Below are 25283 nucleotides of genomic sequence, written 5' to 3'. Positions count from 1 at the left end.
AATTCATAAAGGAGGGCCAGTATCCCCTCCATTGTCTCCATTTGAATGCACATGACTGGACAACTTGACGCCCTGAGCCACGACCTCATTGCCAGTGATCGTGCCCCCGGCCGTGAAATCGCCGGGGGTGGTGACCTTGTTGTTCGCCGGGTTCAGGGCGATCGATCCGTCCGCCTTCAGCCAGATCCGGCTGCCGGTGGACGGGTGAAACAGGCAGACCTCGCCCGGCTGCAAATCTTTCGGCCTGCCGCGCTGGTCACCGGTGGCGATGACCACGCCGCGCGTGCGGTCGCCGCCGATGAATGCGACAAGCAGGTCGGACCCGGGCACCGGGCGGCTGGCCAGCCCGTATTCCTGCATGACCGGCACGTCCGAGCGCAGTTCGCCCGCCGCCAGCGCCACCTGCACGGTGGGGGTGTTGGGAGCCTCGTTCGTATCGGCCGTCTGTCGCCCGATCCCGAGCGCCATCATCACGCGGCGCGCCGTGCGCAGCAGGGGGGCGGTCATTGGGCCGCACCGTCCAGCGGCGGCAGGTCCTCGGTCTGGATGGAATGGTCCACGTCCGCCTGCGCGCTGTTCAATGCCTGGATGAACCTGTCGGCCAGAACCGGGTTCAGCATGGGTTCAGGCATGTAGGCCTCGGCCGGGTTGAGCACGACGTCGGCGTGCGTTCCGTCCTCCACCGTCTGGCGCAGGGTAAGTTCGCCGACCAGCAGGTCGCGCCTGGCACCGCTGCTGCCGGTCGTGGGCACCAGCATGTTCGGCAGCCAGAGCTGCCCCGCCTGATCGCGCCAACTGTCAGCCGTCAGCGAAATGGTATAGGCGCGCCCGATGCGCCGATTGACCTCCCACTGCACGCGCTGGCGCGCCACAGCATAGTCCTGGTCGCCGTTTTCCACTGGCACGAACATGTTGCGCGTGCGCGGGACACCCGGGTCCGTGGCGTCCACACCGACGGTCAGGACGCCCATCTGACTTTCCAGCGCGTCCACATTCGGATCGGTGAACAGCGACACCGTGCCCATGCAGACCGCAGTAACCTTGGAATAACGACCGCCGAGGCTACGCACGGCCTGCATGCGTTCGATGTTCTGCCCCATTGTGAACCCGCTGGCGGCGCGCCGTGTGCCTACGCCTGACATGCAGATATTGCCATCGGGCTGGTCATAGAACAGAACCCCGGCCAGCCGGGACACACGCTCGATCACCTCATACGCGGTTTCCGTCAGGATGACGGAGAATGCAAGGATATCAGTATCGCCCGCGCCGTTGAGCGAAACCACGCTGATGCCAGACCTCTGTGCCACCTTTTGCGCGATCGCCAGCGCGTTGGTGCTGGTCATCTGGAATGTCGTGAAATCCGCCGCACACTCCACCAGATCGACACTTTTCGAAGCGATCTGCACCTCGAACATATGATCTTCCGGTCCGAGGTCCTCGACCACCGTGATCACATACCCGGTGAACACCAGGTCGGCCCCGATATAGACCTGACAGGTATCGCCGGGATTGATTGTATCGACCCCGGCGGCGGATGCACGCGCCGCGGTCATGCCCAGCGCTGCCGTCCAGGGCATGATCTCGATCCCCAGCCGCAGCACGGCGGACGTCCAGTTCGTGATCTGGCGCGACGTGCCGCCACTGGTCACGACAATCGAGACCTGATCGGACGGCGTGTTATTCCAGCCAAGGAAATCGGAGATTGCGGTCAGCGCACCACTCATGATGACAGGGCCTCAAACTCGGTCGGCATGAACGCCGGATGGATGGGATTGGCGCGGCGGATCAGGTCAGGTGCGCGCGCGCCGTTGGCATAGAGTTGCTGCCCCAGCACCAGCGCGGGCAGGGGGGCGTTGCGGGTGACCGTGATCACGTCCGGCAGGCGCGCGCCCCGGTTGGCAAGGTCCTGCAGCACCTGCGCGCGCAGGGACCGCAGCGCCTGGAACGTGGCGTCGCTGCCCGCGTCGGCCGCTGCCGTCGCCGCGTCGTCGAGCATGCCGCCGATGCGCGTACGCATCGCCTGTGCGTCATTGGACGACGAGGGCTGCCAGTCCGCGCAGGCATTGGCGAGCGACAGCAGGGCGGCCTGCCGGCACAGCGTTGCAGTTGCGGCCTGCGCCGTTGCAATCGCGCCGCCGATCGGGGCGTCGGACGCCACCACCGATGCGTCGTATGTCGCCAGCGGGGTGAGGACCGCGATCTGTCCCGCCGGATCCGCAATGGACGTGCGCACCGATTCCGGCACGGCAAGGATCGCGGTGGCCAGCACGGTCGCATCCGTCGCGTCCGCCAGCGCTGTGACGTTGGCGCTGACGACCTGCCGGTTCGCGGTCAGGGCGTCGAGCAGGGTGGATTCCGTCGCCGCGCGGTCAACGGTCGCACCGTTGCCGCCCACATATCGCCCCAGATTACCGGGCAGTGATCCCATGGCGGCCGCAACCGCAGCAGGGGAGCGGATGGCCGCAACCGCGCCCGCGCCCCAACTGGCGGCAACAGAACGTCCGGCCCCCAGCACCGATGCGCCGTAGCCGTAGGGCGTCAGCGTGTCGGACGTATAATCGGACGCCGACGCCGCGCCGAACGTCGCGGCCGCCAGCCCGATCGCGGCATCGAGGGCGAGCGTGATGGTCGAGCCGAGCCAGTTGACCGTCTCGACCAATTCCATCTCGATATCGACAATGCCCATCACCCCGTCGCGTTCGTACCAGTCGAACCGCGTCAGCGCCGCCTGCATCGCGCCGACGGTGGGATGGATCAGCGTGCCTGGACCTTGGGTTTCCGCAGCCATGACCAGCAGGTCGCGCTGCACCAGGCATTCCGGGCCGATCAGGAACCCCCGGATCCGGTAGGAACGCGGGGCGCGTCCCAGATCCTCGGCCCATACCTGGTCACGGAACGGGTAGCGGTGGATCTGGAAATTGCGCCCGTTGCTGCCACCGCTGCCGACCACCACGAACGGCACGCCACGGAACGACCCCTGCAGGTATTCCTCTGCAAGCGTTGTGATCGTGCCGGACATGTCAGTTTCCTGTTGATGTGAGTATCGGGTCCATCGCGCGCTGGACGGGGATCTGGTTGACGACGCGCGTCCCGGGCGTGGCATGCGTGACGCGTGCTTGCGTGCCGGGATCTGCCTTGACGTGGATTGTGGTGCTTTGTGGTGGCATGGCCGCTGCGGTGGACGATGTATTTGGCCCCGCCGCAGTGCCGGGAGGAACGGTCATGGGCGGCGCGGACATGTCGCGACGCATGCCTGCTATGGAGGCGACATACTCACGCGTCTCTTTCGGCAGGACCGACAGATCGTGCGACTGCGCGAACCGTCGCACGGCCGGACTGTTGGGACCCGCATTGTAAGAAGCGTCCGCCACAGCGTAATCGCCATGCGCCTGATCCAGCATCTGCCGGTAATAGCGCGCGCCGGCGTCAAGGTTTTTGCGCCAGTCGTACCCGGGCGCATTAACCGAATCGGCGACACCCAGCGATCGCGCCGTCGCAGGCATAAGCTGGGCCGGCCCGAATGCCCCCGCACCCGATACATTGTTGTATCCGCCGTGTTCAGCCCGGAGCAGGGCGAGGTAATGCGCCTGATCCAGCCCGTAACGCTGGGCTGCGGCAGCGCCGGCCGCCTGCACGGGCGCGTCCAGCTGAGGGCGCCTGTAGCCGGTCATGCGATCCGCATAATCGGCGTACCAGTCCAGTCCCTGCCGGGCATATCTGCCAACGGCGCTGGCGCCGGCAGAGACGCCGCTTTCCGCAGCACTGGCCATGGAGGCCAGCTTCTTTCCGACCCAGCTATTGGCGACGAAATCGATCGCGGATGTCATCTTGTCCACGATCGGGGAAATATACCCCCACGCCGACGAAAACGCAGTCTTGATGCCGCCCCAGAGGGACGAGAAGAATTTACCCAGCCCATCCCAGTGATTGATGATCGCAGCGGGCAGCGGAAAGAGGGTTTCCGTTATCGTGCGCAGATAACCGGTGTTATTCTGGAAAGCCCCCTTGAGCCCATCCCACATGCCGGAAAACCGCTTGCTGATGCCGCCCCAATGGGACCACAGTTCGTACCCGGCGGCCCCAAGCGCGGCGACGGCGGCGATCGCGGCCGCCACCGGCAGGCTGATGGCTGCAAGTGATGTGCCAATGGTAACGGCCGCCGTTGCGATGGATGCGAGGCCGGACAGAACCGGCATGGCATACAGCGCGCCGATTGCGATCAGCGCATCCCTGCCTGCCGTTTTCCAGCCACCAAGCCGATCCACGACCGTCGCAATCGCCTTATAGGTGCCGGTGATGTCACTCTTGATCTGTTTCCAGCCAGCCGTGCGCATCCATGTAACGAACTGCCCGACATATTTTCCGATGTCTTGTGCGATCCACTTCCGGTTGGCTGCGATGAGATCTGCCATTGCTGTAATGGCGGGCCGGAGTGCAGGCTCAATGGATTCGGCGACACTATTACCGAACCCCCTGACTGCCAGTTCAAGCTGCTGTTGGGCTTGCCGCAGACGGTTCGCGGCATCCACGCCCTTTTCATTCATCACGCCGTAGCGTTCTGCCAGTTGCAGGTTTCGCTCGAACTCGCGTCCCGTCTGCTGGAACACCGGCATGAGTCCCTGTGCTGCTCCGCCGAACAGGGTTGTGGCAGCCACTGCCTGGGCAGCAGGATTACGTATCTGGCGCAAGCTGGCTGCAACACGCAAAAAAAGCTTGTCGGGGCTAAGTTTTTGCAAGTCTTCCGCATGAACACCGATTGCCTTGAACTGAGCAACGGCCGCAGGGTCCTGGTTATTCAGCGCAGCCCAACTTGTCTGCGACAACTGCTGTAACGCACCCGTCATGGATTCGGCGGAGCCGCCCGCCAGCTTTGCTGCGTTCTGCATGGCCTGCAGCCGCTGCGGCGCCATGCCCATGGTCCGCGACGTGGTGCGCAGGTCTGTCCCGACCCGCGCCCAGGCGCTGGCAAGACGGTACACGCCTGCTACACTGGCGGCACCGGTCAGTGTGCCCAGGACAGGAACGATCTGGCCCAGCGACTGGAATGCGCCCACGGCCGACCGGCCAACACCGACGATTCCGCTGTTCAACCGTGACAGGCCAGACAGACTGGCGAAGCGACCAAAGGACGCCTGCACGCGACGGACAGGGGCCTGCATGCGGGCGATACGGGTATTGATTCGCTCGATTGTCTGGCTGGCCCGATCGGCCGCGCTGATGACAAACTTAACGCCGGCGTTGGGCACGTTCGGCCTCCCGTTTCTTTTCCGCCGCGATCACGTTGGCCTTTTCGATCTCGTCGACCATTACTGTCCCGGGGAGGTTTTCAACGTCGTGCCGTGACCATCCGGTGAAGAAACCACAGAGATCAGCGCCTAGGCGTTCCCAGTTACTCGGCCAGAATAAAAAAAACCGGTCAGGTAATCCGCAGCTTTTGCGAATTTGCTGATCGGCATTTTCAGCACGGCGGCCTTGGGCCATTCGCTGACGGCCTCGACCAGGGCGATTTCGGCCTGAAGGAACGCCTCGGGCGTGCCCTTGGCCTCTGCCGCCTTCATGATGCGGCGCTCTCGTACCGTCGGCTCGCGCAGCATCATATCGCTAAATGTGCGATTGACGGCCTCGATCGGATCAGAGAACAGCAGGGTCAGGGAGGGGGAAGTGTCCGGCTCTTCGTCGGGTTTGCGGCGTGCGCTTTCCTCGAAGCTGCTGACGAACGCGACGGCGCGGTCCAGGACCGTGGTGGGCAGTTCGATGACTGCGCGTTCCAGCACACCGGAAATCCGCGCCACCAGACCGATCTGGGAATTATAGATCGATTCCGGTGTGATCTGGCGCCCCATTGCCTGCGCCGCGCACAAGGTCTGGAACACGTTGGGCTCATGCAGGCGCAGTTCCTCGAACCTCCCGGCCTTCGGAACCTCCAGCGGGGGATCAAGATCGATGATGAGGGTGCGACCATCGTCATCTTCCGGTGCGGCGGCATCATCGGCCGGGATCATGACGGCGAGAACTTCCTCATCGCTGGGCTGGACATGATGATGGGTCACGAGACGGTATCCTCGGTCACGGTGTCGCTCTCCACGTGGAGCTCGAATGTGCCTTCCTGCGTGTTGATGTTGAGGTTTTCGGTCTGCCAGCCATCCACGGCCGTGATGACCTTGCCATTGGCACAGGCCAGTATCACGGTCAGGCCGGATGCGCCTTGCAGGGAGCTTATGGAGAAATCCCTACGGTCACGGCAGGTGGCCTGAATGAAGCCCTGACCCGGCATCTGGGTGAAACCCTCGACCGCAGACTGGCCTTTGGCCGTCTCGTTGACGGCACCTGCGGCCTGCCACTGGCCCTCGCCCACGACATTGAACGGTATCCCGTTGACGGTGAGGGTCGCGGTGCCGCCAAGCGGCCCGCGATATACGGTTCCGGACATTGGCTGCTCCTTACGATTTCACGAACTGGCAGTTGCCAGCGATGACCCACAACTGGTTGGCGAAGTCATAGGGCATGAGCAGCGCCACGACGCCGCCACCCTGATTCTGCGCCTGTATGTTGGCCGCGAAGGTGGCCGCGTTCTGCGCCCAGAATTGCGAACACTGCCAGTTGTAACGGGCCGCACAGGATTTCCCGATCAGTTGCGCCGTGGTGGCCTTGGCCCCCGCCGGGATCTTGGTCCCGTCGGCCACGAGGATGCAGCCGCCGAACTGTGACGCCAGATAGACGCGCATGTCCTGCAGGCAGATCATGGCCGTCATCAGCGTCTCGATATCGAGGTAGCTGTCGTCGGGCACGCCCTCGGCATTTTCCTGGTAGGTCGTGACCAGGCGTTCGATGTTGACCGTGCCGCTGTCGTCCACCGTGAAGGTGGACATGCCGTCGTGCAGCAGGCTGTTGCGCTGGTCCAGGGTGAATCGGCCCGCATCCGTCGGCGGCATGACCGTTAGCGCCACGCCCGTGATCGGGATCGCGGGGTTGGTGCGGATGCTGGCCGCGACCTGCGCACCGACCTGCGCCGCCCAGACCATGGGGGGTGAGGGGCTGTCGGATGTCGGCATGACCGTGGTGTGCGGGTCGTTCTGGGTCAGGCCGAACGTGGTGGCGTCCCCATACGTGCCGCGAAACGCCGTGATGCCGTGGCCGTAAAGCTGGTTCATCGGCGCCCAGCGGCCATCGGTGTTGTTGAACAAGGTTTTGAACGACGTCAGGCTGGCCGCGTCGGTATAGGGGTGGATGAACAGGTCATAGACACGGTCACCCAGCGTGGCGAGCGCGGTGGCCAGCGTCGTGGGGTTCTGCGTGCCGCCCGACATCGCGGCGATGGTGACGGCCACACCCGACGGCGTGGACTGCCCGCCAGCCGTGCCCAGCAGGTTGATGCCCAGCGGGATGTCGTTCCCGCACAGCCCCTTGTTCAGGGCCGTGACATTGACCTGTCCCGCCGTGGTCGCATCCACCGCCAGCGTGGCATACAGCCCGGTGACGGACGCCGCCGCCGTGACGATGTTTTCGGCGATGGTCGCAGCCGTATCGCCCGCCGTCACCAGTGTGGGGATGAGCAGGTCACCCACATACAGGCACAGCGTGCCGGACGCGGTGGCAGGGCCGGTGATCGTGAACGAGCCCTTGGCCGCGACGGATGCGGCGTCATCGGCCAGCGGCAGCACCCAGACCTCGCCCATGGGGTCGAGGGCGAAATACTGCGCCACCATGGTCGCGGCCTGCGATCCCACGCCATACAGCCCCTGAGCATCGGTGACGCCAGCGGACAGGCGCGCAGTGCCCGCAAGGGCCGCGCCGGTCGTGGTCTGCGCGATGATCAGGACGCGGCGGCCATAGGACGCGGTGTTCGCCCGGGAATTGTCCAGGGCAAAATAAAAGCCGGGCACCCGGTTGTTGGTCGGGTAACCCGGCACGGTGATCGAGCCGCTCATGCGTGGGCCTCGGCAGGTTCAGGGGTGGCCGCCGCGCCGCCACTGGCGGGCGTGGGCGAGGGGGCAGGCGTTGCCGGTGCGGCGGATGCAGCCGGGGGCGTGGCCTTCACCACGTCGCCGTTGTGCAGGCACAGCAGCCAGAAGCCCGTTTCGGGCACGGTTTCACCCTGCGCCTTGAGCAGCCGCATGGTGCCGGGCCAGCGCACATTGCGGCCCGGGGCGGGTTTTACAAACATGTGGGGGACCTCAATGGAGGGTAAGCGGCACCTGCATGTCGGCAAGGTCAGCATTGCCGTTTGCCTGCATCTGGCCGGTGATCTCGGTCAGCGGCGTACCAGCCGGGGGGTAGTATTCGATGTATTCCAGACCGAACAGCATCCGAACTTCGCCGGTATGTTCGCGGCTCTCACTGTTCACGATCAACTCGGTATTCAGCGAGGCGACCTGGGTGATCATCGCCTGCAGCTCGGCATCGAGCATGATGGCCAGTTCAATCTGTTCTGCCAGCTGGTCCAGATCCGTGACGACCTGTTCAGGGGATGGACCACACAGCTGACCCCGGATGGCCAGCGTGGTGACCCGGGTGAAGCCAGGCTGGTTGCGCCCGGTCGTGGTGCCCTGATCACGCGGGGCCGTGACGAGGATGGCAGGCAGTTTTGCGATCGGTAGTGGCAGGCTGCGGTTGACCAGCACATTCGCGCCGACCAGTGTCTTGGCTGCGATCAGCGTCTGCACGGCAGCATCGCGCAGTTGCACGCGGTAAAGCGTCATGTCGTATTGATGTCCACAAGGTTCAGTTCCAGACACGCGCCGCCGTGACTATCCGGCTGGACCTCGCGGATGCTGTATGTCTGGCCATTGATGACGAACTCATCGCCCTGGTCAGGGGGCACCGGGAAGTCCGACAGCCTGACCCCAAGGCGGGGCAGGCTGGTCGTGATGTCCACTGGGGTCGCGCCCGGGAACTCTCCCAGCGGATCCATACCCTTGAAGCCATCATCGAATATGCCGTTGATGGTTACCGGATCGGATAACGACTGGGACTGCCACTGGTAGGGATTGGCAAAGGCGTCCAGGCACGGCCCGAGGACAAGCTGCCCGAAATCGATGCTCACGCAGCCGGGGGCGTGAAGCCCTGCTGCATCGATGCAGGCGGCGGGGTCATGACGGGTGCGGGCGGCAGCGGCGCATTCTTGACCCGGTCGGCAATGCCAGCGGAAACGGTTGCAGCGTTTTCACGCGGGTCGTTGGCAAAACGGGCGATGCCGCGCCCCTTCCAGAACGCGGCCGTCTCAAGGGCGACCTTGAGGCGGGTGCCGATCGGGTAGGGAGCCTTGCCCGCTTCGGGATAAACCGGGATCAGAGTGACAACCTCGATCCCGTCGGTCTTCTTTGCATCAGCCATCTGTCAACCTCACAGGGTTGGGGAGGGAACGTCAGCGCCAGCAGCCATGACGGTGGCCGCCATGCAGGCGTTGACTCGCGACGGGATGACAAGGGGGGCCGACTGCATCAGCAGGTTGATGGTCGCCGGGTTTTCCTTGTACCAAAGCTTGGGGGCGTAGGCGAGCGGACCATAATTGAAGGCCGGATCCATGATCAGGCCATAGGCGCGCGTGCCTTCCACACCGGGACCGCCGAGGATGACGGTGCCATCCGCGATCATGGGTTCCTCGACATCCGTCACCGGATCGACATACCAGTCGTTGTAGAGGTAGAGGTCGAACTGACCCCAGCGGCCCATATACATGGCCCCCTTCACGACGCGGCCACCCAGATCCGCGCTGGAATCACCGGTGCGGCCGGGCCACACGATGGCGTTCAGCACCTTCGGGTCGTTCTTGAACGCGTTCCAGGTGGAATTCGTGAAGATGACCTCGGTGGGCGCAGCACCGGATTTCTGCAGGACCAGCGCGGCCCATGCGGTGATGTAGTCCGACGGGTAAACGCCGGTCTGACCCCACTGCGCGGTGCCGGTCAGGGCCACGGTCAGGGCCGGGTCACGCTGGAAATCCACCACGATCGGATCGGGATAGCCTTCGCCGACGACGGTGATCTTGCCGCTGACCAGCGCATTGGCCGCCATCCATTCCTGGCGGCGCAGGATCATGTCCACCTGGTCGGCCATTTCCCATGCGAGATTGGCTTCCAGCCGTTCTGCCGGCGACATGCCGCCCATCAGGCGCTCGCCGATCGCACGCCGCACGGGCTTGAGCAGATCGGGATTGCGCCAGTCCTTGATGTAGGCGGGCTTGAACAGGTTGGTCTGCCACTGGCGGCTTTCCACCAGCTTGCCTTCGACCAGTGGGGAGCAGAAGGGAGCCAGACGCCGCTTACCGACATCGACGTCGATCGCAACTTCCGGAGCGTCCGATTCAACCATGTTGGGGAACATGTGGTCGAGCAAGAAGCTCTGCGCCGTCTTGAGGTTGCGCACGAAGTAAACCAGCTCAGCGATATCGTACGCGCCAAGCATGGCGTTCAGGGAACCCTGAACGCCAGCACTACCGGTAACAGAACCTGCCACGGTGTAATCCTTGATTTCTATGGAAGAGCGAACGATCAGACGATGTCGTTCGAGAGGCCCGTCTTGATGAAGATGGCCCACTGGCGCAGCGCCTGCGTCAGGGTATCGAGCGTCCAGGTCGCATCGAACGTCATGTAGTTCGAGTTGAACTCGCCCATCTCGTAGATGGCCCCGGTCTGGGTCGCGCCTGCCGCCGTTTCCACGGCATCGACCACGATACCGCAGGGCGTCTCGCTGCCGTCGGTGGCAGTGGCTACGGACAGGATGTATTCACCGGTGGCGGTCACGCGGCCGACCACCGCGCCGCGGGGCAGGGTCTGGCTGGCACCGAAGGTGACGGTGCGCGTGACCAGCTTCATGTTGCCCGCGACTAGCTGGTCGGGGACGAACAGGGTCGAGCGGGCCTGCGGATAGAAGCCGTAGCTGTTGAGGGAACCGGACATCAGCCGTTCTCCTTATCGATCGCCGCGCACATGGCGCAGGGATGCGCCGAGGCGTGCGCCGGGGCGGTTCTGGTTTTCCGATGCATCCTGCGTGGCGGGCGCCACGGCATTGCCGCGCATGCGGTTGCGCAGTGACGGCTCACGCTGTTCGGTTGCCTGCGGCGCAGGCGCAGGCATTGATGCGACGGTGGCGTCGAGGATGCCGATGGCTTTGCTGCGCGGCAGGCTCGTGCCGAACGCCAGTTCAGCAGCGGCCGCCGGGTTCATGGCAGCTGAGGGGGACATGAAGATCGCGGCGCAGCGGCCACGCTCACGCGCGCGGGCGGATGCCTTGGCGTCGTCCTTCTCATCGTCCTTGTCGCTGTCGTCGTCACCATCTTCGCAGCAGGGTTCTTCTTCCTTGTCGTCGGCTTTTTTTCCGGCTTTCTTGCCTGCCTTTTTGCCGTTGGTGCCCTCGTCGTCCTCGGGGTCTTCGTCGGGGTCGCCGCCTTCGGCCTTCTTGCCGTTGGTGTTCGTCTTGTTGTCGTCTTTGTCGTCACCCTCGGCACGGGGCTTGAGGTGTGCAAATGCGCTGGCGCCGGGTTTGCGCGGTGCGGACATGTAATGGCTCCAGAAGGGAGAAATCAGCCGATCGTGTCGAGCAGTTCGCGGAATGCCGCCTCTGCCCCCATCACGGTATCGGCCAGACCGGCATCGACGCCGGTCTGGCCGAGGAAGGTTCCGGCCTGTGTGGCGCGCACACGGTCGGCCGGAATGTCGCGGTTGCGTGCAACCGTGGCGACAAACAGTTCACCCATCGCATCGATGTCGGCCTGAAACCGCTTGGCGGCCTCTTCCGACATGGTGGTCGTAGGATAGGAATCTGTTTTCTGGTCGCCGAACTGGAAGGTCGTGATCTTGATGCCTGCCTGTTCCAGCGCCCCGGTAATGTCGACATGCATGCCGACGACACCGATCGAACCGACCCCGCCCGTACGCGGCACGACAATCGTGTCGGCCGAACTGGCGAGGGCATAGGCGGCGGAATAGGCGCTTTCGTTTACGATCGCGACGATGGGCTTTGCCCCGCGTCCTTCGTAAATGCGGTCGGCCAGGTCGAAGCATCCGGCGACCGTTCCGCCGGGACTGTCGACCAGAAGGACAACGACCTTGATGGACGGATCATCGATAGCCTGCTGGAAGGCGACATTGATGTCCTCGTAGAACGTCGCCCCGCTCCACCACCAGCCGGGACTTTCACCCGGCAGCAGCACGCCGGAAACGGGGATGACGGCCACATCGGAGATCACGGTGCCCAGCACGGGGTCACGGTCCGCCTTTTCCTGAATGGGGCCGAACATGGCCATATCGTCCGAACCATGCGCCAGCAGGTGCCGCACGACCTCCATGCGGTCAGGCGTGAGGGCGAGCGGGCGGCCCAGCATCCGCTGGGCAAGCGCGAGGCTCTTCATTCTGCTTCCGGTTTCCTGTCGGTTTTCGATGCAAGGTTCTGCCCGGCCCATTCCGGGGTCGGCAGGTTTCGGTCCTTGAACGCCTGCACTTCGATGGCGCGCTGATCGAGAGTTTCTTCCCAATCTGCGCCTTCGTTCTCCGCGCATTCGGTCTCAAGGGTGGAGAGGCCGGCATCCATGCCCAGCACGGCACCCTGTTTCTCCGCCACCGGATCGATCCAGCCACGGCCGGGACCAAGCCAGATGGCACGGGCGTAGGCTGCGCGCGCCTGGATGAAAGGGGGCGCGCCGCGCGGCAGTGGCAGGGCATCCTCTTCCATGGACTCTTCCAGCCAGGCCAGGCGGATCAGGGTCGGAAAGCCGATGCTGAAATCATCGCGCCTGCGCTTCATGGTCTTCCATGCTTCCAGCAGTGACCCACGGGCGGACGAATAGTTCACGTCCGACCAGTCATTGCTGACCTGCATGGGCGAAAGGCCCGCGCCACTGGCGACGTTGTTCAGCACCGCGCGCTCGAAGTCGCGGAAGTTGCTGGCCGGTCGGGCAGCCGAGACGGTGTTGATCTTCTCGCCCGGAAACAGGATCGGCATGCGGGATCCCGCAAGCGAGATGTTCCGATGCTGGTGGAAGGCGATGCGCTGGTCCTGGTAATAGGCGAGTTGCTCGTCGCCACCCTCCATACCCTCGGCCGTCATGGCGGGATCGAACGGACTTTCGATGTAGGCCGCGAACGTCGCGTTGATGATCGCGGCATCCAGTTCGGTCCCGTCATATTTGATCAGCATTTTCAGGCGCTGCAGGACGGGTGTGAGGATGCCCGCACCGCCGCGATGCTGGGAGCCGCGATGGTGCTCGAACATGTGCACCACGTTGGGGCGGCCCCATTTCGTCTCCCGCTCGTAGCGGTCCCATACGACCGTGTCGGCCGCGCTGTACCAGTCGGCCTGATGGGCCTTACGGATCCAGTAGGCGATGGGCGCGCCACTGGCGGGATCGATCTCGACGCCGTTACGCATGTTCTTGAGGTCGAAGGTCTGCTGCGGATTGCTCAGGCGGTCCGGATCGATGATCTGGACGGTCGTGGCATATTGCGCAGCACCGAGGCCGACCCGGTCCTCCATCCACGGCAGCAGCGCCAGGGCATCTCCGTCCACGATGAGGTGGCGGAAGGCCAGATGCATCTGCTGGCCAAAGGTCAGCATGCGCTCGGTGTCATTGTAGCGCAGCGGATCATCCGCCCATGTGCGCCAGTGGGCATCCACGGCCTGCGCATACTCTTTGGCCCAGACCGCATCGAAAGCGGTGTTTCCGCTCAGGCGGGCAAGGGCACGGTAATCAGGCTTCGATATGGGGCGAAGCTTGACGCCGATGGCATTGTCCAGTGTCCGTGTAACCGCCCCCGATGCCCAGCCGTCATTGCGGACCAGGTCGCGCACGCGGCTGACGATCCGGTCACGATACGGGTTCAGTTCCGTATCGGCGGACCCTAGGTAGGGCTGCCATCCCTGCATGCGCTGGCCATACATGTCGGCCGCGTCATACGGTGTTCCGAAAGGCGAGGTCAGCGCGTTGATGATGCGCCGACCGGGGCCGGATTTTGGAACCAGAGGCGATGCCATCCTACGGATGAAATCACCGACGCCCATCAGAATACAGGCCTCAGTGCCCTACGGCGCACGCCGGGGATACCCAACTGGCGCTGCAGTTGCTGGATCAGCATGGTCAGGTTGGAAATGGAGGCCTGATTGTAGGTGACAGACCGGCTGCCATCGCCCTGTGCGTAGCTGACCGATACCACCTTCTGACCGGACTGGAGTGCAATGAGGGTCTGCTGCGCGGTGCTCAGTGCCGTCCGCAACTGGTCCTGCGACATGCCTGCCAGAATGCTGGTGGCAGGATTGTAGGTGGCCTGCGGCAGGAAGGGATAGGGACTGCCCATCATAAGGGGGCATCTCCTTTTTGACCGGATCAGGGCAGGCGTTCTGCCCATGATCGTTTGCGTTTGGATCTGTCAGTTGACTGCGGATCCCGGCGCGTGACGGTGAGCGACTGTACCGCCATGCCGTCATGCAGCGGGCTACCGTCCTCCTGCACCGGTTCGGCAGGTGGCGGCGGGTGCTCTACCTTCTCAGCCGCGATATCATCGGCCTTTTTGTTCAGTCGTAGGCCGAGATACAGAAGGCCACACAGGGCGGCATAGCTGTAGACTGCGAGATCAAGCGCCTCGTTCGCGCGGCCGGGGATCTTCTCCCAGACGCGGTATGTCTGGCCGCCCTTATTCTTCCTGACAGACCGTTCCGCCACCAGCTGAGCGAAGTAGTTGATGTCGCGGTCGGCCGGGAAATGCATGTATCCGGGTGCTGGCTCACCGGGTTCCGGCTGGGGCAGATGCAGGCGGCTGCGGATTACGTCCTTTGCCGCGTTGACTCCGATGATGACAGGACGGAAAGCCGCCTTGTTGCGCGCGCTGGGGCGCTTTGTTGGCCAGACCGGGGATCTGGCACCACCACGCGCGGACTCGCCCTTTACGGCCCATATCCTGCGGCCCAGGCGGGCACGGCAGAACTCATAGACCTTCTGCGTATGATGGCCGCCTGAATCGATGCAGGCAGCTGCCAGGGTGAACGGACGGCCATCGGCGCGATACCACTGCCGCTTGAGAACCGCATCCACCCGCTCCCACAGTTCGGGGCCGTCTGGATCGCCTTCGATCACGATATGAGCAATGGACCAGCGTTCCTCATTCCGGCCCCAGCCCACGATCTCCAGTTCGACGCGGTCGTCCTGGGTGTCCCCACCGGCTGTGAGTATGGCTACACCGTCCGGCACTTCTCCTGGCCAGGTCTCCACGCGGGCGGCCAGACTGATTTCGTTCAGGGCGCCGTCACCGCGATCCTCATAGGCTTCTCCCAGCACCAGATTGATGAAGGTCTGGCGCTTGAGCGGATCGCTTTTGACATCCAGCCATTCCGCGACCAGCTTCGACCAGCTGGCATTCGGGAACAGGGAATAACCGGCCCAGATATGGAAGGAGGCGATGCCCTTGAAGGGGGCATGCGCTACCCATTCCCCGGCATCGATCATGCCGGGCTTGTCTGCTTCCTCGATAATGCAGCCATTGTGCCGACACACGTAATGTGCGGTTTCCGGCAGATGGTTGCCGTCCTTGTCCTTGTCCCACTTGATGCCATGGGCCGTGTCTGGTCCGCCCCATTCCAGAGGCTGCTTTTCTCCGCAGTGCGGGCAGGGCACGTAGTAACGCCGCTGGTCGCCGCGCTCGTAAAGATCCTCGATCCGGCTCAGACCGGCGATGGTCGGGGTGGAACCTGCCGCGATCTTGCGGTTCCAGAATGTCTCTGATCGCTTGGCACCCAGCGCGATCTGGTCGCCTTCGCTGCCCGCGCCGTTGACCGGGTAACCGTCCACCTCGTCGAACAGCACGATGCGGGCCGTGATGCGACGGAAGCCGCCCGGGCTGTTCGCCCCCACCAGCGTCAGCGATGACCCGTTCAGAAGAGTCTTCTTGAGCAACGTCTGGGACGACGAACGCGACTTGGAATCGCCTGTCAGGGCTGCCAGGACTGGCGTGTCCCGTAGCATGGGAGCGATTTCGCTCTTGCTGTAGTCTTCGGCGTCCGTTTCGCGCGGCTGCACCAGCAGGATGGGGCAGGGGTCCTGCTGCAGGTAATAGCCGACAGCGTGGTCGAGGATCTTCGTGTAGCCGACGCGGGCGGATTTCTTGACATAGATCCGCTCGATGACCGGATCCGTGAAAGCATCCATGATGCCGTTCTGGTAGGCGAAAGCCTCGAACCGTCCCGTCTCGGCACTGGATTCCCGCGAGAGAACAGCATATCTAGCCGCCCACTGGCTCAGGGTCAGGCGCGGCGGCGGCTTGAGCGTTTCCCGGCGAACACGCGCCAGTTCGGACCGGAACAGTTGCAGCCCGCGTGCATACAGGCTGTTACCCGGCGGCAGGATCTCCATCCGCAGTCAGTTCTTCCAGGACGCGTGTCACGAGTGTGGTTAGGCGGTCTTGCACTTCGGCTACAGTCTTGCAGCGGTGCAGGGATGGGGCTTTCTCGGCCGCCATGGCGAGCAGCTTGGTACGCACGCGGGCGTATTCCTCGCCGACGGTCTCGACCACCTTGGCGCTTTCAACGACCGTCCCGGCCTTGAGGTCGTAATCGAGCTTGCGCGAGAGAGCCGCATAATTTTTCTCAATGCGGATGGCTTCCTTCGTTGAATAGGGAGCCATCCCAGCTTCAATCTGCTGGCGCGCATCGTCCGGTATCAGGTCCGGCCGTAACTCGTTGATGGGTGCAACCCCATCTGCAACCTGCAACCCGGGTTGCACCTCTGGTTGCAGGTCTGTGCGCTCGGCAAGCCATTCCTCGAAAGACGTGATATCCACGCGTGAGCCATCGGAAACAATCCTGCCAGACGCCAGATGTTTTTGAATTGCCGCTCGGCTTACGCCTGCGCGGCGCGCGGCCTCACTCTGGCTGATTGAGGATTTTTTCACGGAATGTGCAACTGCAACTGCAACCTGAAAATTTTATCTCAGCTAGAGACCGTACGGGCTCGCGCAACCCCGCGATGCGAAAAGTCGCAGGAAGGACCCAAGGCATTCCCTACGCGGGGAGGGCGACCCTCCTGTGCATCAGGCTGCCCGTGGATCAGCGGGCCGTCCGAATGGTTTTCAGGATCGCCGCCTCGATGACCTTCGGGCCTTCACGCTGGACCATCTCCGTCGCGCGCTGCTCGAAGTCGAGATGCTTGTCCACTGCCTTGTTGGCCCTGAACATGTAAAGCAGCTTCAGCTTTGCGGGTGCGGCGTTGCGACGTGTGCCCCGTGCCGTCGAACGTTGCCAGATGCCACGGATGCCGCGGACGGTGCCCGCGAATACGTCGGGCCGCGCGAGCAACCGCTTGATCAGCCCGCGCGGGATCTGGCCATATGCATCCGTCCTGCCATCCACCGGCACCAGAAGGTCACCAGCGCCATCCCTGGCACCGACCCAGTGGTCGCCGCCGGTTTCATACGGGGTCAGGTATTTCGCCTGCTGGTCCCGCAGCGATACGACTGCCGTCGGGTCGCTTTTCGTCGCCTTGTCCACCTGCGTGGCGCGTGTGGTGAAGGGGCGCGGATGGTCGAAGATTTCCGACATCGCGCTGTTCTCCAGCCGCATGGCATCGAAGGCCAGGCTGTTTACGGCGACGGACGTGGCATACGGGATCTGCTTCTGCATGTCCGACAGCTCGCGCTGGATACGTGACGTATCCAGTTTGATGCTGAAATCACCCATGGTCAGAAGTCGCAGCCGCCACCATCGGAACCGCCGCTGCTACCGCAGTCGAAGCCACCACCGCCGCAGTCAAAGCCGCCGCTTCCGGCGAATGGATCCAGCGCGGGCGCAGGCGTACTGACCGTGCGCTCGATCACCGTGTCATGTCCACGGTCGGAACCCATCACCGATCCGGCGATGCCGCCCAGCAGCGCACCTTCCAGAAACCCATTATCGCTGCCGCGCGATGCTCCGGCATTGACGATGACCGGGGCGGGGGCAACTGCCGGGACCGCCGCGCTGTCATATACATCCGACGCTGGACGCGGATACATGGTCGGACGCAGGGGCACGGCACCGCCCGTGCCAAAAACCGGCACCGACGGACGCGACGCCACATTCGCGGTAACCCGGCGTGCGACCTGCTCATCCTGAAGGTGCCGGATCCGCTCCATCCGTTCCTCGTGTTCCTGGTCAATCAGCTTCTGCCGGATGCTGTCCTGGCGCTTGGACCAGGACAGCCACACGAACAGCGCGACGACACAAAGGATGAACAACAGGCACACGAGCATAAATTCCGTGCTGATGTGCGCATGGTGCGTGGGGTGCATTAAGGATTTCCTGAATACTGTAAGGGTAAACAGATGCGCTCATGGAAGCGGAGTAAGCCTTGGTCGCTTAGCGTGCGCGGTGATTACGCGACCTGCGGCGACCACGAGGTGCGCCCGACTGGGGACGAAATGCCATCGCGATGATGGAAGCAAGACGAACAAAACCCCACACAGACACGCCATAAAACGCGAACATCAGTGTCGGATAAAAATGCGCGTCGGACATTACGGCCAATCCTTGTACAAGCCCGATAATTTCGGTAAGATTCTGCAAGTTCATCCTCTGCTTCCATCAGTGGTTGAATCAGAAGGCCGTCAGCGCTGCACTCGCTGGCGGCCTTCGTTTAGGGTGTCGTCACGATATTGCGGGCACGAGAAAAAACTTTCGGAACACTCCGATTCCCGCCTGCATCACGATCGATGACCGTCAAGCGTAATCACGCCCGCGCGATATCGAGCGGGACCTGGCGGAAATCATCTTCCGACCGGTCACGCTCATGGAAGCGGATGTATGCCTTGGTCGCATCAATGCGGATGCTGTCAGAGATGGCCAGCATCGCGCGCTGCCATTCCTCATCCTCGATATTAAGGCGGCGCAGCCCCAAAATCTTGTCCGTGCGGATCTTGCCCTCCTTGCCGACCTCGAACGCGTCCGTGACGATGACCTTGAGGTTCGCATCAGCGCCTTCCGACCAGCGCTCCAGACAGCTATCGATCAGCGACTTGGCAGCCTGCAGTTCCGGCCCGAACGAAATGGAATCACCCATTGCGATGGTGATCCGCTTTCGGCCATCGAAACTGGTCAGGGTGATGTTCCCCTTCTGGCCGCCATACGTGGTCCCGTACTGTTCGGTGATGAGCGCCAGTGCGGTATAGATCAGTTCGAAGGTCTCATCACGAAATCCCTTCAGGTCCACGCGTAAAGTGCGGGCTTTATCAAACCGCTCCTCCACCAGGTCATTCACCATCAACTCCTGCGGCTTGACCTTGTCACGCGGCACCAGGCGGCCGGCGGAATCCTGCATATAGCCTTCGGGTACCATCACGCGGCCTCCCGCTGTGCCGCGCGCATATTCGCCGCGCATTCCTGCGCGCGACCCGCCGCCCAGATCTTCACGCCAGGGCGGCGGTCACGCTGGGTGATGCGACGGTAATGCGCGGCGGCACGTTCCCACACGGTGACGTCCGTGGCGGGTTTGCGGGGCCTGTGGCTGGGCTTCATGGGGCTTCCTTGTTTCACGGGTGAGGGGACCTGCGCGCCGTGCGCTACGGGTCCAGATATTTGCCAGCGCCGTCACCCTCGCGGACGTGGCTGTATCGTGTCGTGGTGGCGAGCGAGGCATGTCCCAGCGTGGCCTGGACAACATGGGGCGGTGCGCCCCGGTCCTGCGCGTGAGATGCGCAGGCATGTCGCAGCCAGTGTGCCGATACGGAAGGGGACAGCCCCGCTCGCTTCGCGGCCCTCTTCACGATGCGGTCACCCGCTTTGGCATGAAGAGGGCCGCCATCGTGGCCGGGGACCACCGGCCCATCAGGCCGGTTATCAACACGCAGCGCCACGAGCTCTTTCCACAGCTTGGCAGGCACCAGGACCGAACGGGTCTTGCCCCCCTTGCCGTGGACAGTGGCAATGCCGCCCTGCTGGCGACGGGTCATGCTCCGCCACGTGAGGCCACACGCCTCACGAAGACGGAGCCCCATGACATACAGGACACGCAGGAACGCCCGCTTGCGGGGATCATCTTCCCCGTCGATCATGCGGGCGACGTCCTCCTGCGTCAGGATGCGCTCATGCAGCGTGTCGCGCCCACGCTCCATGCGGAAAGCCGCGCCCACGTCAGAGGGCAGCATCCCCAGCCGTGCGCCAAACGACAGCAGCGATTTGACTGCAGCCAACTTCCGCCGACGCGTGGCGTCCGCGCATTCCAGGCTGTCGAACCACAGTTGCAGGTCCGCCAGCACGACCTCGCCCAGCGTCTTGCCGGTGAAGGCGAGGAAGGCGCGGGCATCCCGCCCATAGGCATCGCGGGTGTTGTCACTCCGGTTGTGGAGCCATGACCGGATGAGCATTTCATCCGCCGAGATATTGCGGGCAGATGGGGCCATCGTGGCGGGCGATCGGGCACGATCTCCACTAACCATTTGAAACGCCTAGATTATTGACCCAAAAACGACCGTCGAAAAACGGGGCATAACTACAGTTATGTCCCTGATTTCCGGGGTCTGTAGGAGTTATGTCCCGCCCTGCCGCCGCAGGGCTGTCACATAAGACCGGGTTATGATCCCGGTTGGCGCTCCGTCATCCGAGCGACGGCGCGCCGACGCGACGCCCGCGACTACCCATCATCGGGCCGAACGCCAGCGTCGAACGGACCAGCCCGGCGGGCAGGCGTTCGGTCTGGCGTGCCTCGGCCTCACGCCGCATCGCGGCAATAACCGCCCGCATCGTCTGCACGCACACCTGGCCGACACGTTTCTGCCGACCGGCATCAGCCCACGCCCACTGGCCGCAATGGATGATCGCACCGCGCAGGGAGAACGTCGCCTCCCATGCGATCGGCATGACGTCTGCCCGGTGAAGGCACGCCGTGCCCCAGACGATAGGCACGACCAGGACGCGTGTTTCCGCCACGGTCACGACGATGCCACGTGCATTTCCACGCACGACAACGTCGCCGCGCATCAGCATCGGCGATGGTTTCATCAGATGACTCGATTTTGGGAGCGCCCGTCCGGGCATAAAAAAAGCGTGGCGTCCATTCTCTGGACCCACGCATAACGATAGTTTGTCACCTTTGACTCAAAAACGGTGGCACGTCAACCCTTCCATAATGGCCCCGGCATCCCGTCGTAATGCTCCTCCAGTTGCTCTAGCAGGAAACACAATGCGCCCGACGCATTGCGCTTATCGGTCTGCATGCGCGATGCCATGTCGTTCAACGACAGCCCATCGATCATCAGCAGCACCAGCAGCTGCTCGCCGCGCGCGCCGATGCGCTGGCGGATATAGTCCCGGCGCGCGGCAGATCCCATGCGCCCGATCATGGCGTCATGAATGTCGCCCCGTTTTGCACCGCGCTCCATTTCCGGGTCGCTGCCGCCCAGGACGCCGATCTCGTAATCGACTGCCCACATCTGGGCATAACCGACCTGGCCCTCGGTAATTTTTCCGGAACGACGCAGGCCGTACAGGCCCGCGCACGTGCGCAGCACCTCGGTCGACGGACCGTTCGGTTTGAGTTTGACAGACACATCCGCCAGATCGCCATGAGCCAGGCGTTCGGGCGAGGGGGCAACACCGCGATCGCGCGGCGCCGGACGAGAATGTGCGGACTGACGGGTCCGACGGCCGGAAAGCGCTGCGACTGACACGCGGGGCCTTTCAGTTTGGTAGATCCCGACATGTCCGCCCCTTTGCGATGCCGCCCAGTCGGCGGAAGGGATACGAACAGCGGCCGGGAATTGGGAAACAGTATAGACCCGTTTTGCAGCCAAAACAGCCTGCAACACGCTGAAAATTGCGATTTTTCGATAAAACGACCGGGAATCAAAGCAGGATTTTGTGCTCGGTCAGGCGCGCACCCTGCGCAGCAAACCTGCCGTGCCGATCCCGACGTTCCGACATTTTCAACGCGTCGTCGCGCTGCACCCGCATCATGGCAAGCGCCAACTGCATGCCCGCCAGTTCGCGCCCCAGATCCCGGTTTTCTTGCCGCAGTCGCGTGACCTCCTCACGATCCGGTTGAAATCTCCTGAACAACCAACCGAACATCACAGCACCTCCTCTGCGCCGGAAATGGAAATTGTCTCACGATCGGGACTACGACTGCGCCGCCGCCGCGCCGGTCGGCCGACATCCGGCAGCCAGCCGACAATCGGGGAGCCGCGATATCCACGCTCGAACACGAACCAGGCGTAATCGACCGTACCGCCTTTCCCCGGCACGGTGCGGTCGCCCGGTGGCATGTTCATGCGCACGCTTGACACCCACAGCCGCGCGAAACAGGTCTGGGGCCACCACATGCGGCGTTTCTGTCCCGCCAGAAACCCCAGCCGCAGCACGACGCACACACGATCCCATGTGTGCAGCAGCGCGACCTCGATAAACTCCTGCGCCTGGTTGTAGGGGGGATTGGACACGACACTGTCGGGGCGGAACTGGCGCAGGCTGTCGCGAAAATCCATCGTCGCGATGTCCGGCCTGCGCGGTCGCAGGTCGGTCCCGATGGGGACGATGCCGTCAACGGCCGCCAGCTGCGTCGGCACGTTCCCCGCGCCGCAGCACGGATCCAGCACCCGGCCGCGCAGGGGACGTACCGTCGCCTCGGCCGCGATCAGGGCATCCACGGCCCACGGCGGCTCGATATACCAGTCGTCGTCCACCCGGTCGTAGCCGGAATGCGCGTTCACGACGCCAGCGCCCGGCGCAGTTCCGCGCGCAGGTTTTTCAGGCCACGCGGATCGCCGGTCTGGGATGATCCGAAAACCGGTTTCGGCACTGATGGATGACAGAACCGCAGGGTGGTGTGCCCGGTGATCGAGCAGATATAGCCCAGCGCCTCGGCATACAGGATGATTTCCCGCGCCCCTTTGCGAAACCGCCGCTTCATGCTGCCTGCTCCACCGGGCGATAGGCTGCCAGATACGCGTCCAGTTTCAGGTCCGTCGTCGGACGTCCCAGCCGCGCCGCTTCCTCGGCCCAGCGTCGCCGCGCCTGTCCGTAATCGCGGTTTTCCTCGAACATCACGGCAAACGCCCTCTGGTCTGCCGCCAGATCGGCGCGGGCCTGCGCCTCCCATGCCGGGATTTCCCGCTGGGGTGCGGGCTCCGGTGCGTTGATGAGGGATTGTTCCCATGCCGCCCGGATCGCCGCCTGGAACGCGCCCATATGCTCCGGTGCGCCGTCCATCGTGGCCCGGTGCGCCCGCACCGCCTCGATCAGCAGGTCAGGCGGGCATCCCTGCTCCAGCCATTTGCGCACCGCCGGATACTGGTTACGTTTCCCGCGCGTAAATCCCGCGACCTCGATCACACGCTCGACCGTGGTGGCGATGACCTTGGGCGGAACCGTCACGGCCTGCACCGGCTGTTCGGTTTGGGCCGCCGGGTTTTCCGGTTCGTCAGGTGTAGATGTAGGTTTTAGATTAATATCTCTATCTATACCTATATCTAACGGAACCGAAAAACCCGATCCGGAAACCGAAACCCCGGAAACCGAAACCGATTTCGGTTTTTGGTTTGGGTTTTGGGTTTCGATGGTTTCCGCACCCGGCAGCGACCGCATCAGGGGCATGTGCCGCTGGCGCTGGGTGGCCTCGGCCTCCTGCGCACGCCGGATCCGGGCCTGTTCACGCGTCTCGCCCTTGCGCGGCCGGCCGCCTGCGCTGCCATTGATTTTGGCCGCCATGCCCCGCAGCGTCGCATCTGGCGCAATCTCGCCCGCCGCCTGGGCGTCCTCGAACCGGCGCAGCGCCTCGTCCCGTTCCGCCCGCCGCCGCGCACGGTCCTGCCGCCGCAGTTCACGCGCCAGCAGGTGGGGGCTATACAGCGCCCCGTCATCGTCACGGGCGGCGAACCCCCACTGCTCAATCACCGGCAGGGTGCGCGCCAGCACGTCCGGCTGTTCACAGATGAACGCAGCCACCTCCTGATCCGATAGCATATGCCCGCCACTGCGCAGCACGATCATGCGGTGGGACCGCAACGTATCGACCAGCGAATGCGCCACGCCGCGTGCCTCGGCAGGCAGCGACCGGATCAGGTTCCACGCAGGCACGCCCGCCAGGTCAAATTCGGTAATCGTCGGCAGCAGCGTCATGACGGGTCCTGCCTTCCCGGTAGCAGCGGGCAGTCCCGGCACTGGTCCACGCATTTGTGTTTCAGGCGCGCGATCTCGTCGCGGGCCTCGCGCAGCTGCTGGCGGTCACCGACGAAACGCAGCACGATGCCCGCTATCCCGTCACGCAGCGCATAGACGCGCACCACAAACAGGCTGATCGATGGCACGTCGCCCCGGTCGTAGCGCAGGCCGAAATTGCGGCCATACTCGATGGCAATACCGCGCGGGATTATTCGTCCGGGCATCGCTTGCCTTCCTCTACCAAGCGGAAAATCTCATCCCGCAGTTCGTCGCATTCGGACATCAGTTTCAGCAGCTCCTCCCCGCGCGGCGCGGCGGTCCCGGCAATCCATTTCTGGACGGTGCGCGGGCTGGCCTCGATACTGCGCGCGAGGGTTTTTGCGCCGTTCCTGACGCGCCCATATTTGCGCTGCAGGACAGCGCAGAGGGTGTCGCGATAGGCTGCGGCGATCATAAAACGACTCTTCTGGGTACTTTGCGCACGAGCCTTTTCCACGAAAATCCTCCATGATCCCGATTATTCGGAGTCGAGATAAGGGTTTTTCTGGAAAGGAGACGGCACAATGAAGCGGCGCATGCCCCATCCATCGTGGGTGACAGACGGGGCATGCGCCGCAAACCAACAGATGGGGACATCATCATGATGCAACTCCATCTTTCTCGGTTTCGGTACGCTCATCCGCACGCGGCTGGCGGAAAACACGCACCGCATGCTCACCACACCACACACGACGCACGCACGCAGGCCTGCCGCAGAACGCAGGACGCGCGTCACGCCGCACGTCCCCATCGATCCACTGGCAGGTTGCGCCCGCAGTCATGGCGGTGGGTGAGGGGGCAGACATCAGGCGGCCGCGTCGAACAGCGCCGCAGTCTTGATCACGGAATCCACATCGTCATCGATGCAGGCGGCGCCAGTGTGCACGATGGCCATCGACAGGCATTGTGCGCGCCTGTTCTGCGCAGTACCCCAGAAGTTAAATCCCTTCGGCATGAGGGCGATTTCCTATTCCAAAAGTTGAGGGAAACGGGTCACGCACCGGCTCGACCGCGCAGGCGGGAGCACGCGGTGCGTATGTCTGTCGCGCGGGCGCACGAGCGCCCTTGCGGACCAGTCGATTGCCCGACCGGTCCGCTTGGCCCACCATGGTTGTTGCAACACCACCCATGGAGGA

At 63.6% G+C, this 25283-nt stretch carries 36 protein-coding genes; all 36 read right to left on the bottom strand.

Translation table 11 applies throughout. The features are described from left to right. Positions 1–3: 3 nt before the first annotated feature. Positions 4–507 carry a phage baseplate assembly protein gene (locus FYB92_RS00180; protein WP_332827992.1) on the bottom strand — a complete coding sequence of 168 codons (504 nt, stop codon included), beginning with the start codon at positions 505–507 and terminating at the stop codon, positions 4–6. Then, positions 504–1724, bottom strand: a complete 1221-nt coding sequence (locus FYB92_RS00175) for a phage baseplate assembly protein (RefSeq protein ID WP_332827991.1) — start codon at positions 1722–1724, stop codon at positions 504–506. The genes FYB92_RS00180 and FYB92_RS00175 overlap by 4 nt, the downstream gene beginning before the upstream one ends. Further along, complete coding sequence (locus FYB92_RS00170; RefSeq protein WP_332827990.1) at positions 1721–3019, bottom strand: DNA circularization N-terminal domain-containing protein; 1299 nt, start codon at positions 3017–3019, stop codon at positions 1721–1723. Before FYB92_RS00170 ends, FYB92_RS00175 begins: the two co-directional genes overlap by 4 nt. A 1-nt stretch (position 3020) precedes the next feature. Continuing rightward, a complete protein-coding gene (locus FYB92_RS00165; RefSeq protein ID WP_332827989.1) occupies positions 3021–5246 on the bottom strand; it encodes a transglycosylase SLT domain-containing protein in 2226 nt (741 codons plus the stop codon). Positions 5247–5375: 129 nt separating this feature from the next. Then, entirely contained in the window at positions 5376–6050 is a 675-nt protein-coding gene (locus tag FYB92_RS00160; RefSeq protein WP_332827988.1) for a phage tail assembly protein, read from the bottom strand. Next, a complete protein-coding gene (locus FYB92_RS00155; protein WP_332827987.1) occupies positions 6047–6430 on the bottom strand; it encodes a phage tail tube protein in 384 nt (127 codons plus the stop codon). Before FYB92_RS00155 ends, FYB92_RS00160 begins: the two co-directional genes overlap by 4 nt. 10 nt (positions 6431–6440) lie before the next feature. Beyond that, positions 6441–7928: a phage tail sheath subtilisin-like domain-containing protein gene (locus tag FYB92_RS00150; RefSeq protein WP_332827986.1), complete on the bottom strand. Its 1488-nt coding sequence runs from the start codon at positions 7926–7928 to the stop codon at positions 6441–6443. After that, on the bottom strand, positions 7925–8164 hold the full coding sequence (locus FYB92_RS00145; protein WP_332827985.1) for a DUF2635 domain-containing protein: 240 nt from the start codon (positions 8162–8164) through the stop codon (positions 7925–7927). The genes FYB92_RS00150 and FYB92_RS00145 overlap by 4 nt, the downstream gene beginning before the upstream one ends. 10 nt (positions 8165–8174) lie before the next feature. After that, entirely contained in the window at positions 8175–8699 is a 525-nt protein-coding gene (locus FYB92_RS00140; protein ID WP_332827984.1) for a hypothetical protein, read from the bottom strand. Beyond that, positions 8696–9043: a hypothetical protein gene (locus FYB92_RS00135; RefSeq protein WP_110912871.1), complete on the bottom strand. Its 348-nt coding sequence runs from the start codon at positions 9041–9043 to the stop codon at positions 8696–8698. The genes FYB92_RS00140 and FYB92_RS00135 overlap by 4 nt, the downstream gene beginning before the upstream one ends. Further along, complete coding sequence (locus FYB92_RS00130) at positions 9040–9333, bottom strand: hypothetical protein (protein WP_048852363.1); 294 nt, start codon at positions 9331–9333, stop codon at positions 9040–9042. Before FYB92_RS00130 ends, FYB92_RS00135 begins: the two co-directional genes overlap by 4 nt. 9 nt (positions 9334–9342) lie before the next feature. Beyond that, positions 9343–10455, bottom strand: a complete 1113-nt coding sequence (locus FYB92_RS00125) for a major capsid protein (protein ID WP_332827983.1) — start codon at positions 10453–10455, stop codon at positions 9343–9345. A 35-nt stretch (positions 10456–10490) separates the two neighbouring features. Beyond that, a complete protein-coding gene (locus FYB92_RS00120; RefSeq protein WP_332827982.1) occupies positions 10491–10898 on the bottom strand; it encodes a head decoration protein in 408 nt (135 codons plus the stop codon). A gap of 12 nt (positions 10899–10910) precedes the next feature. Then, positions 10911–11498 carry a hypothetical protein gene (locus tag FYB92_RS00115; RefSeq protein ID WP_332827981.1) on the bottom strand — a complete coding sequence of 196 codons (588 nt, stop codon included), beginning with the start codon at positions 11496–11498 and terminating at the stop codon, positions 10911–10913. A 23-nt stretch (positions 11499–11521) separates the two neighbouring features. Beyond that, positions 11522–12349 carry a S49 family peptidase gene (locus tag FYB92_RS00110; RefSeq protein WP_332827980.1) on the bottom strand — a complete coding sequence of 276 codons (828 nt, stop codon included), beginning with the start codon at positions 12347–12349 and terminating at the stop codon, positions 11522–11524. Further along, positions 12346–13995, bottom strand: a complete 1650-nt coding sequence (locus FYB92_RS00105; RefSeq protein WP_332827979.1) for a phage portal protein — start codon at positions 13993–13995, stop codon at positions 12346–12348. The genes FYB92_RS00110 and FYB92_RS00105 overlap by 4 nt, the downstream gene beginning before the upstream one ends. Beyond that, complete coding sequence (gene gpW, locus FYB92_RS00100; protein ID WP_332827978.1) at positions 13995–14291, bottom strand: gpW family head-tail joining protein; 297 nt, start codon at positions 14289–14291, stop codon at positions 13995–13997. The genes FYB92_RS00105 and gpW overlap by 1 nt, the downstream gene beginning before the upstream one ends. Before the next feature lie 26 nt (positions 14292–14317). Beyond that, the gene (locus FYB92_RS00095) at positions 14318–16336 is read right to left on the bottom strand and encodes a phage terminase large subunit family protein (protein WP_332827977.1); all 2019 of its coding nucleotides are present in this window, start codon (positions 16334–16336) and stop codon (positions 14318–14320) included. Continuing rightward, on the bottom strand, positions 16314–16874 hold the full coding sequence (locus FYB92_RS00090; RefSeq protein WP_332827976.1) for a hypothetical protein: 561 nt from the start codon (positions 16872–16874) through the stop codon (positions 16314–16316). Before FYB92_RS00090 ends, FYB92_RS00095 begins: the two co-directional genes overlap by 23 nt. A gap of 154 nt (positions 16875–17028) precedes the next feature. Next, positions 17029–17658 carry a hypothetical protein gene (locus FYB92_RS00085; protein WP_332827975.1) on the bottom strand — a complete coding sequence of 210 codons (630 nt, stop codon included), beginning with the start codon at positions 17656–17658 and terminating at the stop codon, positions 17029–17031. 2 nt (positions 17659–17660) lie between these two features. Next, positions 17661–18248: a hypothetical protein gene (locus FYB92_RS00080; protein ID WP_332827974.1), complete on the bottom strand. Its 588-nt coding sequence runs from the start codon at positions 18246–18248 to the stop codon at positions 17661–17663. Between the two features lie 67 nt (positions 18249–18315). After that, entirely contained in the window at positions 18316–18528 is a 213-nt protein-coding gene (locus FYB92_RS00075; protein WP_332827973.1) for a hypothetical protein, read from the bottom strand. Between the two features lie 157 nt (positions 18529–18685). Beyond that, positions 18686–19291, bottom strand: coding sequence for a DUF3164 family protein (locus tag FYB92_RS00070; protein WP_332828948.1), 606 nt, complete (start codon positions 19289–19291; stop codon positions 18686–18688). Then, positions 19291–19470 carry a hypothetical protein gene (locus FYB92_RS00065; RefSeq protein ID WP_110095746.1) on the bottom strand — a complete coding sequence of 60 codons (180 nt, stop codon included), beginning with the start codon at positions 19468–19470 and terminating at the stop codon, positions 19291–19293. The genes FYB92_RS00070 and FYB92_RS00065 overlap by 1 nt, the downstream gene beginning before the upstream one ends. Positions 19471–19514: 44 nt before the next feature. After that, positions 19515–20390 carry a tyrosine-type recombinase/integrase gene (locus FYB92_RS00060; RefSeq protein ID WP_332827972.1) on the bottom strand — a complete coding sequence of 292 codons (876 nt, stop codon included), beginning with the start codon at positions 20388–20390 and terminating at the stop codon, positions 19515–19517. Between the two features lie 157 nt (positions 20391–20547). Then, positions 20548–20952, bottom strand: a complete 405-nt coding sequence (locus FYB92_RS00055) for a hypothetical protein (RefSeq protein ID WP_332827971.1) — start codon at positions 20950–20952, stop codon at positions 20548–20550. 113 nt (positions 20953–21065) lie between these two features. Beyond that, on the bottom strand, positions 21066–21500 hold the full coding sequence (locus tag FYB92_RS00050) for a hypothetical protein (RefSeq protein WP_332827970.1): 435 nt from the start codon (positions 21498–21500) through the stop codon (positions 21066–21068). 295 nt (positions 21501–21795) lie between these two features. Beyond that, positions 21796–22020, bottom strand: a complete 225-nt coding sequence (locus FYB92_RS00045; protein ID WP_332827969.1) for a hypothetical protein — start codon at positions 22018–22020, stop codon at positions 21796–21798. Beyond that, positions 22020–22658 carry a hypothetical protein gene (locus FYB92_RS00040; RefSeq protein WP_332827968.1) on the bottom strand — a complete coding sequence of 213 codons (639 nt, stop codon included), beginning with the start codon at positions 22656–22658 and terminating at the stop codon, positions 22020–22022. Before FYB92_RS00040 ends, FYB92_RS00045 begins: the two co-directional genes overlap by 1 nt. Next, entirely contained in the window at positions 22655–22858 is a 204-nt protein-coding gene (locus FYB92_RS00035; protein WP_332827967.1) for a hypothetical protein, read from the bottom strand. Before FYB92_RS00035 ends, FYB92_RS00040 begins: the two co-directional genes overlap by 4 nt. Further along, positions 22855–24066, bottom strand: coding sequence for a hypothetical protein (locus tag FYB92_RS00030; RefSeq protein WP_332827966.1), 1212 nt, complete (start codon positions 24064–24066; stop codon positions 22855–22857). Before FYB92_RS00030 ends, FYB92_RS00035 begins: the two co-directional genes overlap by 4 nt. Beyond that, positions 24063–24332, bottom strand: coding sequence for a hypothetical protein (locus FYB92_RS00025; protein ID WP_332827965.1), 270 nt, complete (start codon positions 24330–24332; stop codon positions 24063–24065). Before FYB92_RS00025 ends, FYB92_RS00030 begins: the two co-directional genes overlap by 4 nt. Beyond that, the gene (locus FYB92_RS00020; RefSeq protein ID WP_265145689.1) at positions 24317–24604 is read right to left on the bottom strand and encodes a hypothetical protein; all 288 of its coding nucleotides are present in this window, start codon (positions 24602–24604) and stop codon (positions 24317–24319) included. The genes FYB92_RS00025 and FYB92_RS00020 overlap by 16 nt, the downstream gene beginning before the upstream one ends. Positions 24605–24746: 142 nt before the next feature. Further along, positions 24747–24953 (bottom strand): hypothetical protein, encoded by a 207-nt coding sequence (locus FYB92_RS00015; protein ID WP_332827964.1) that lies wholly within the window; start codon positions 24951–24953, stop codon positions 24747–24749. Beyond that, the gene (locus FYB92_RS00010) at positions 24953–25102 is read right to left on the bottom strand and encodes a hypothetical protein (protein ID WP_332827963.1); all 150 of its coding nucleotides are present in this window, start codon (positions 25100–25102) and stop codon (positions 24953–24955) included. Before FYB92_RS00010 ends, FYB92_RS00015 begins: the two co-directional genes overlap by 1 nt. Beyond that, a partial coding sequence (locus FYB92_RS00005; protein ID WP_332827962.1) for a hypothetical protein occupies positions 25086–25283 on the bottom strand: 198 nt, incomplete at its 5' end. The genes FYB92_RS00005 and FYB92_RS00010, both read right to left, overlap by 17 nt.

It is taken from the genome of Novacetimonas sp. GS1 (genome assembly GCF_036686925.1).
Lineage (GTDB): Bacteria > Pseudomonadota > Alphaproteobacteria > Acetobacterales > Acetobacteraceae > Novacetimonas > Novacetimonas hansenii.
This window is presented reverse-complemented; position numbering and strand designations above follow the sequence as displayed.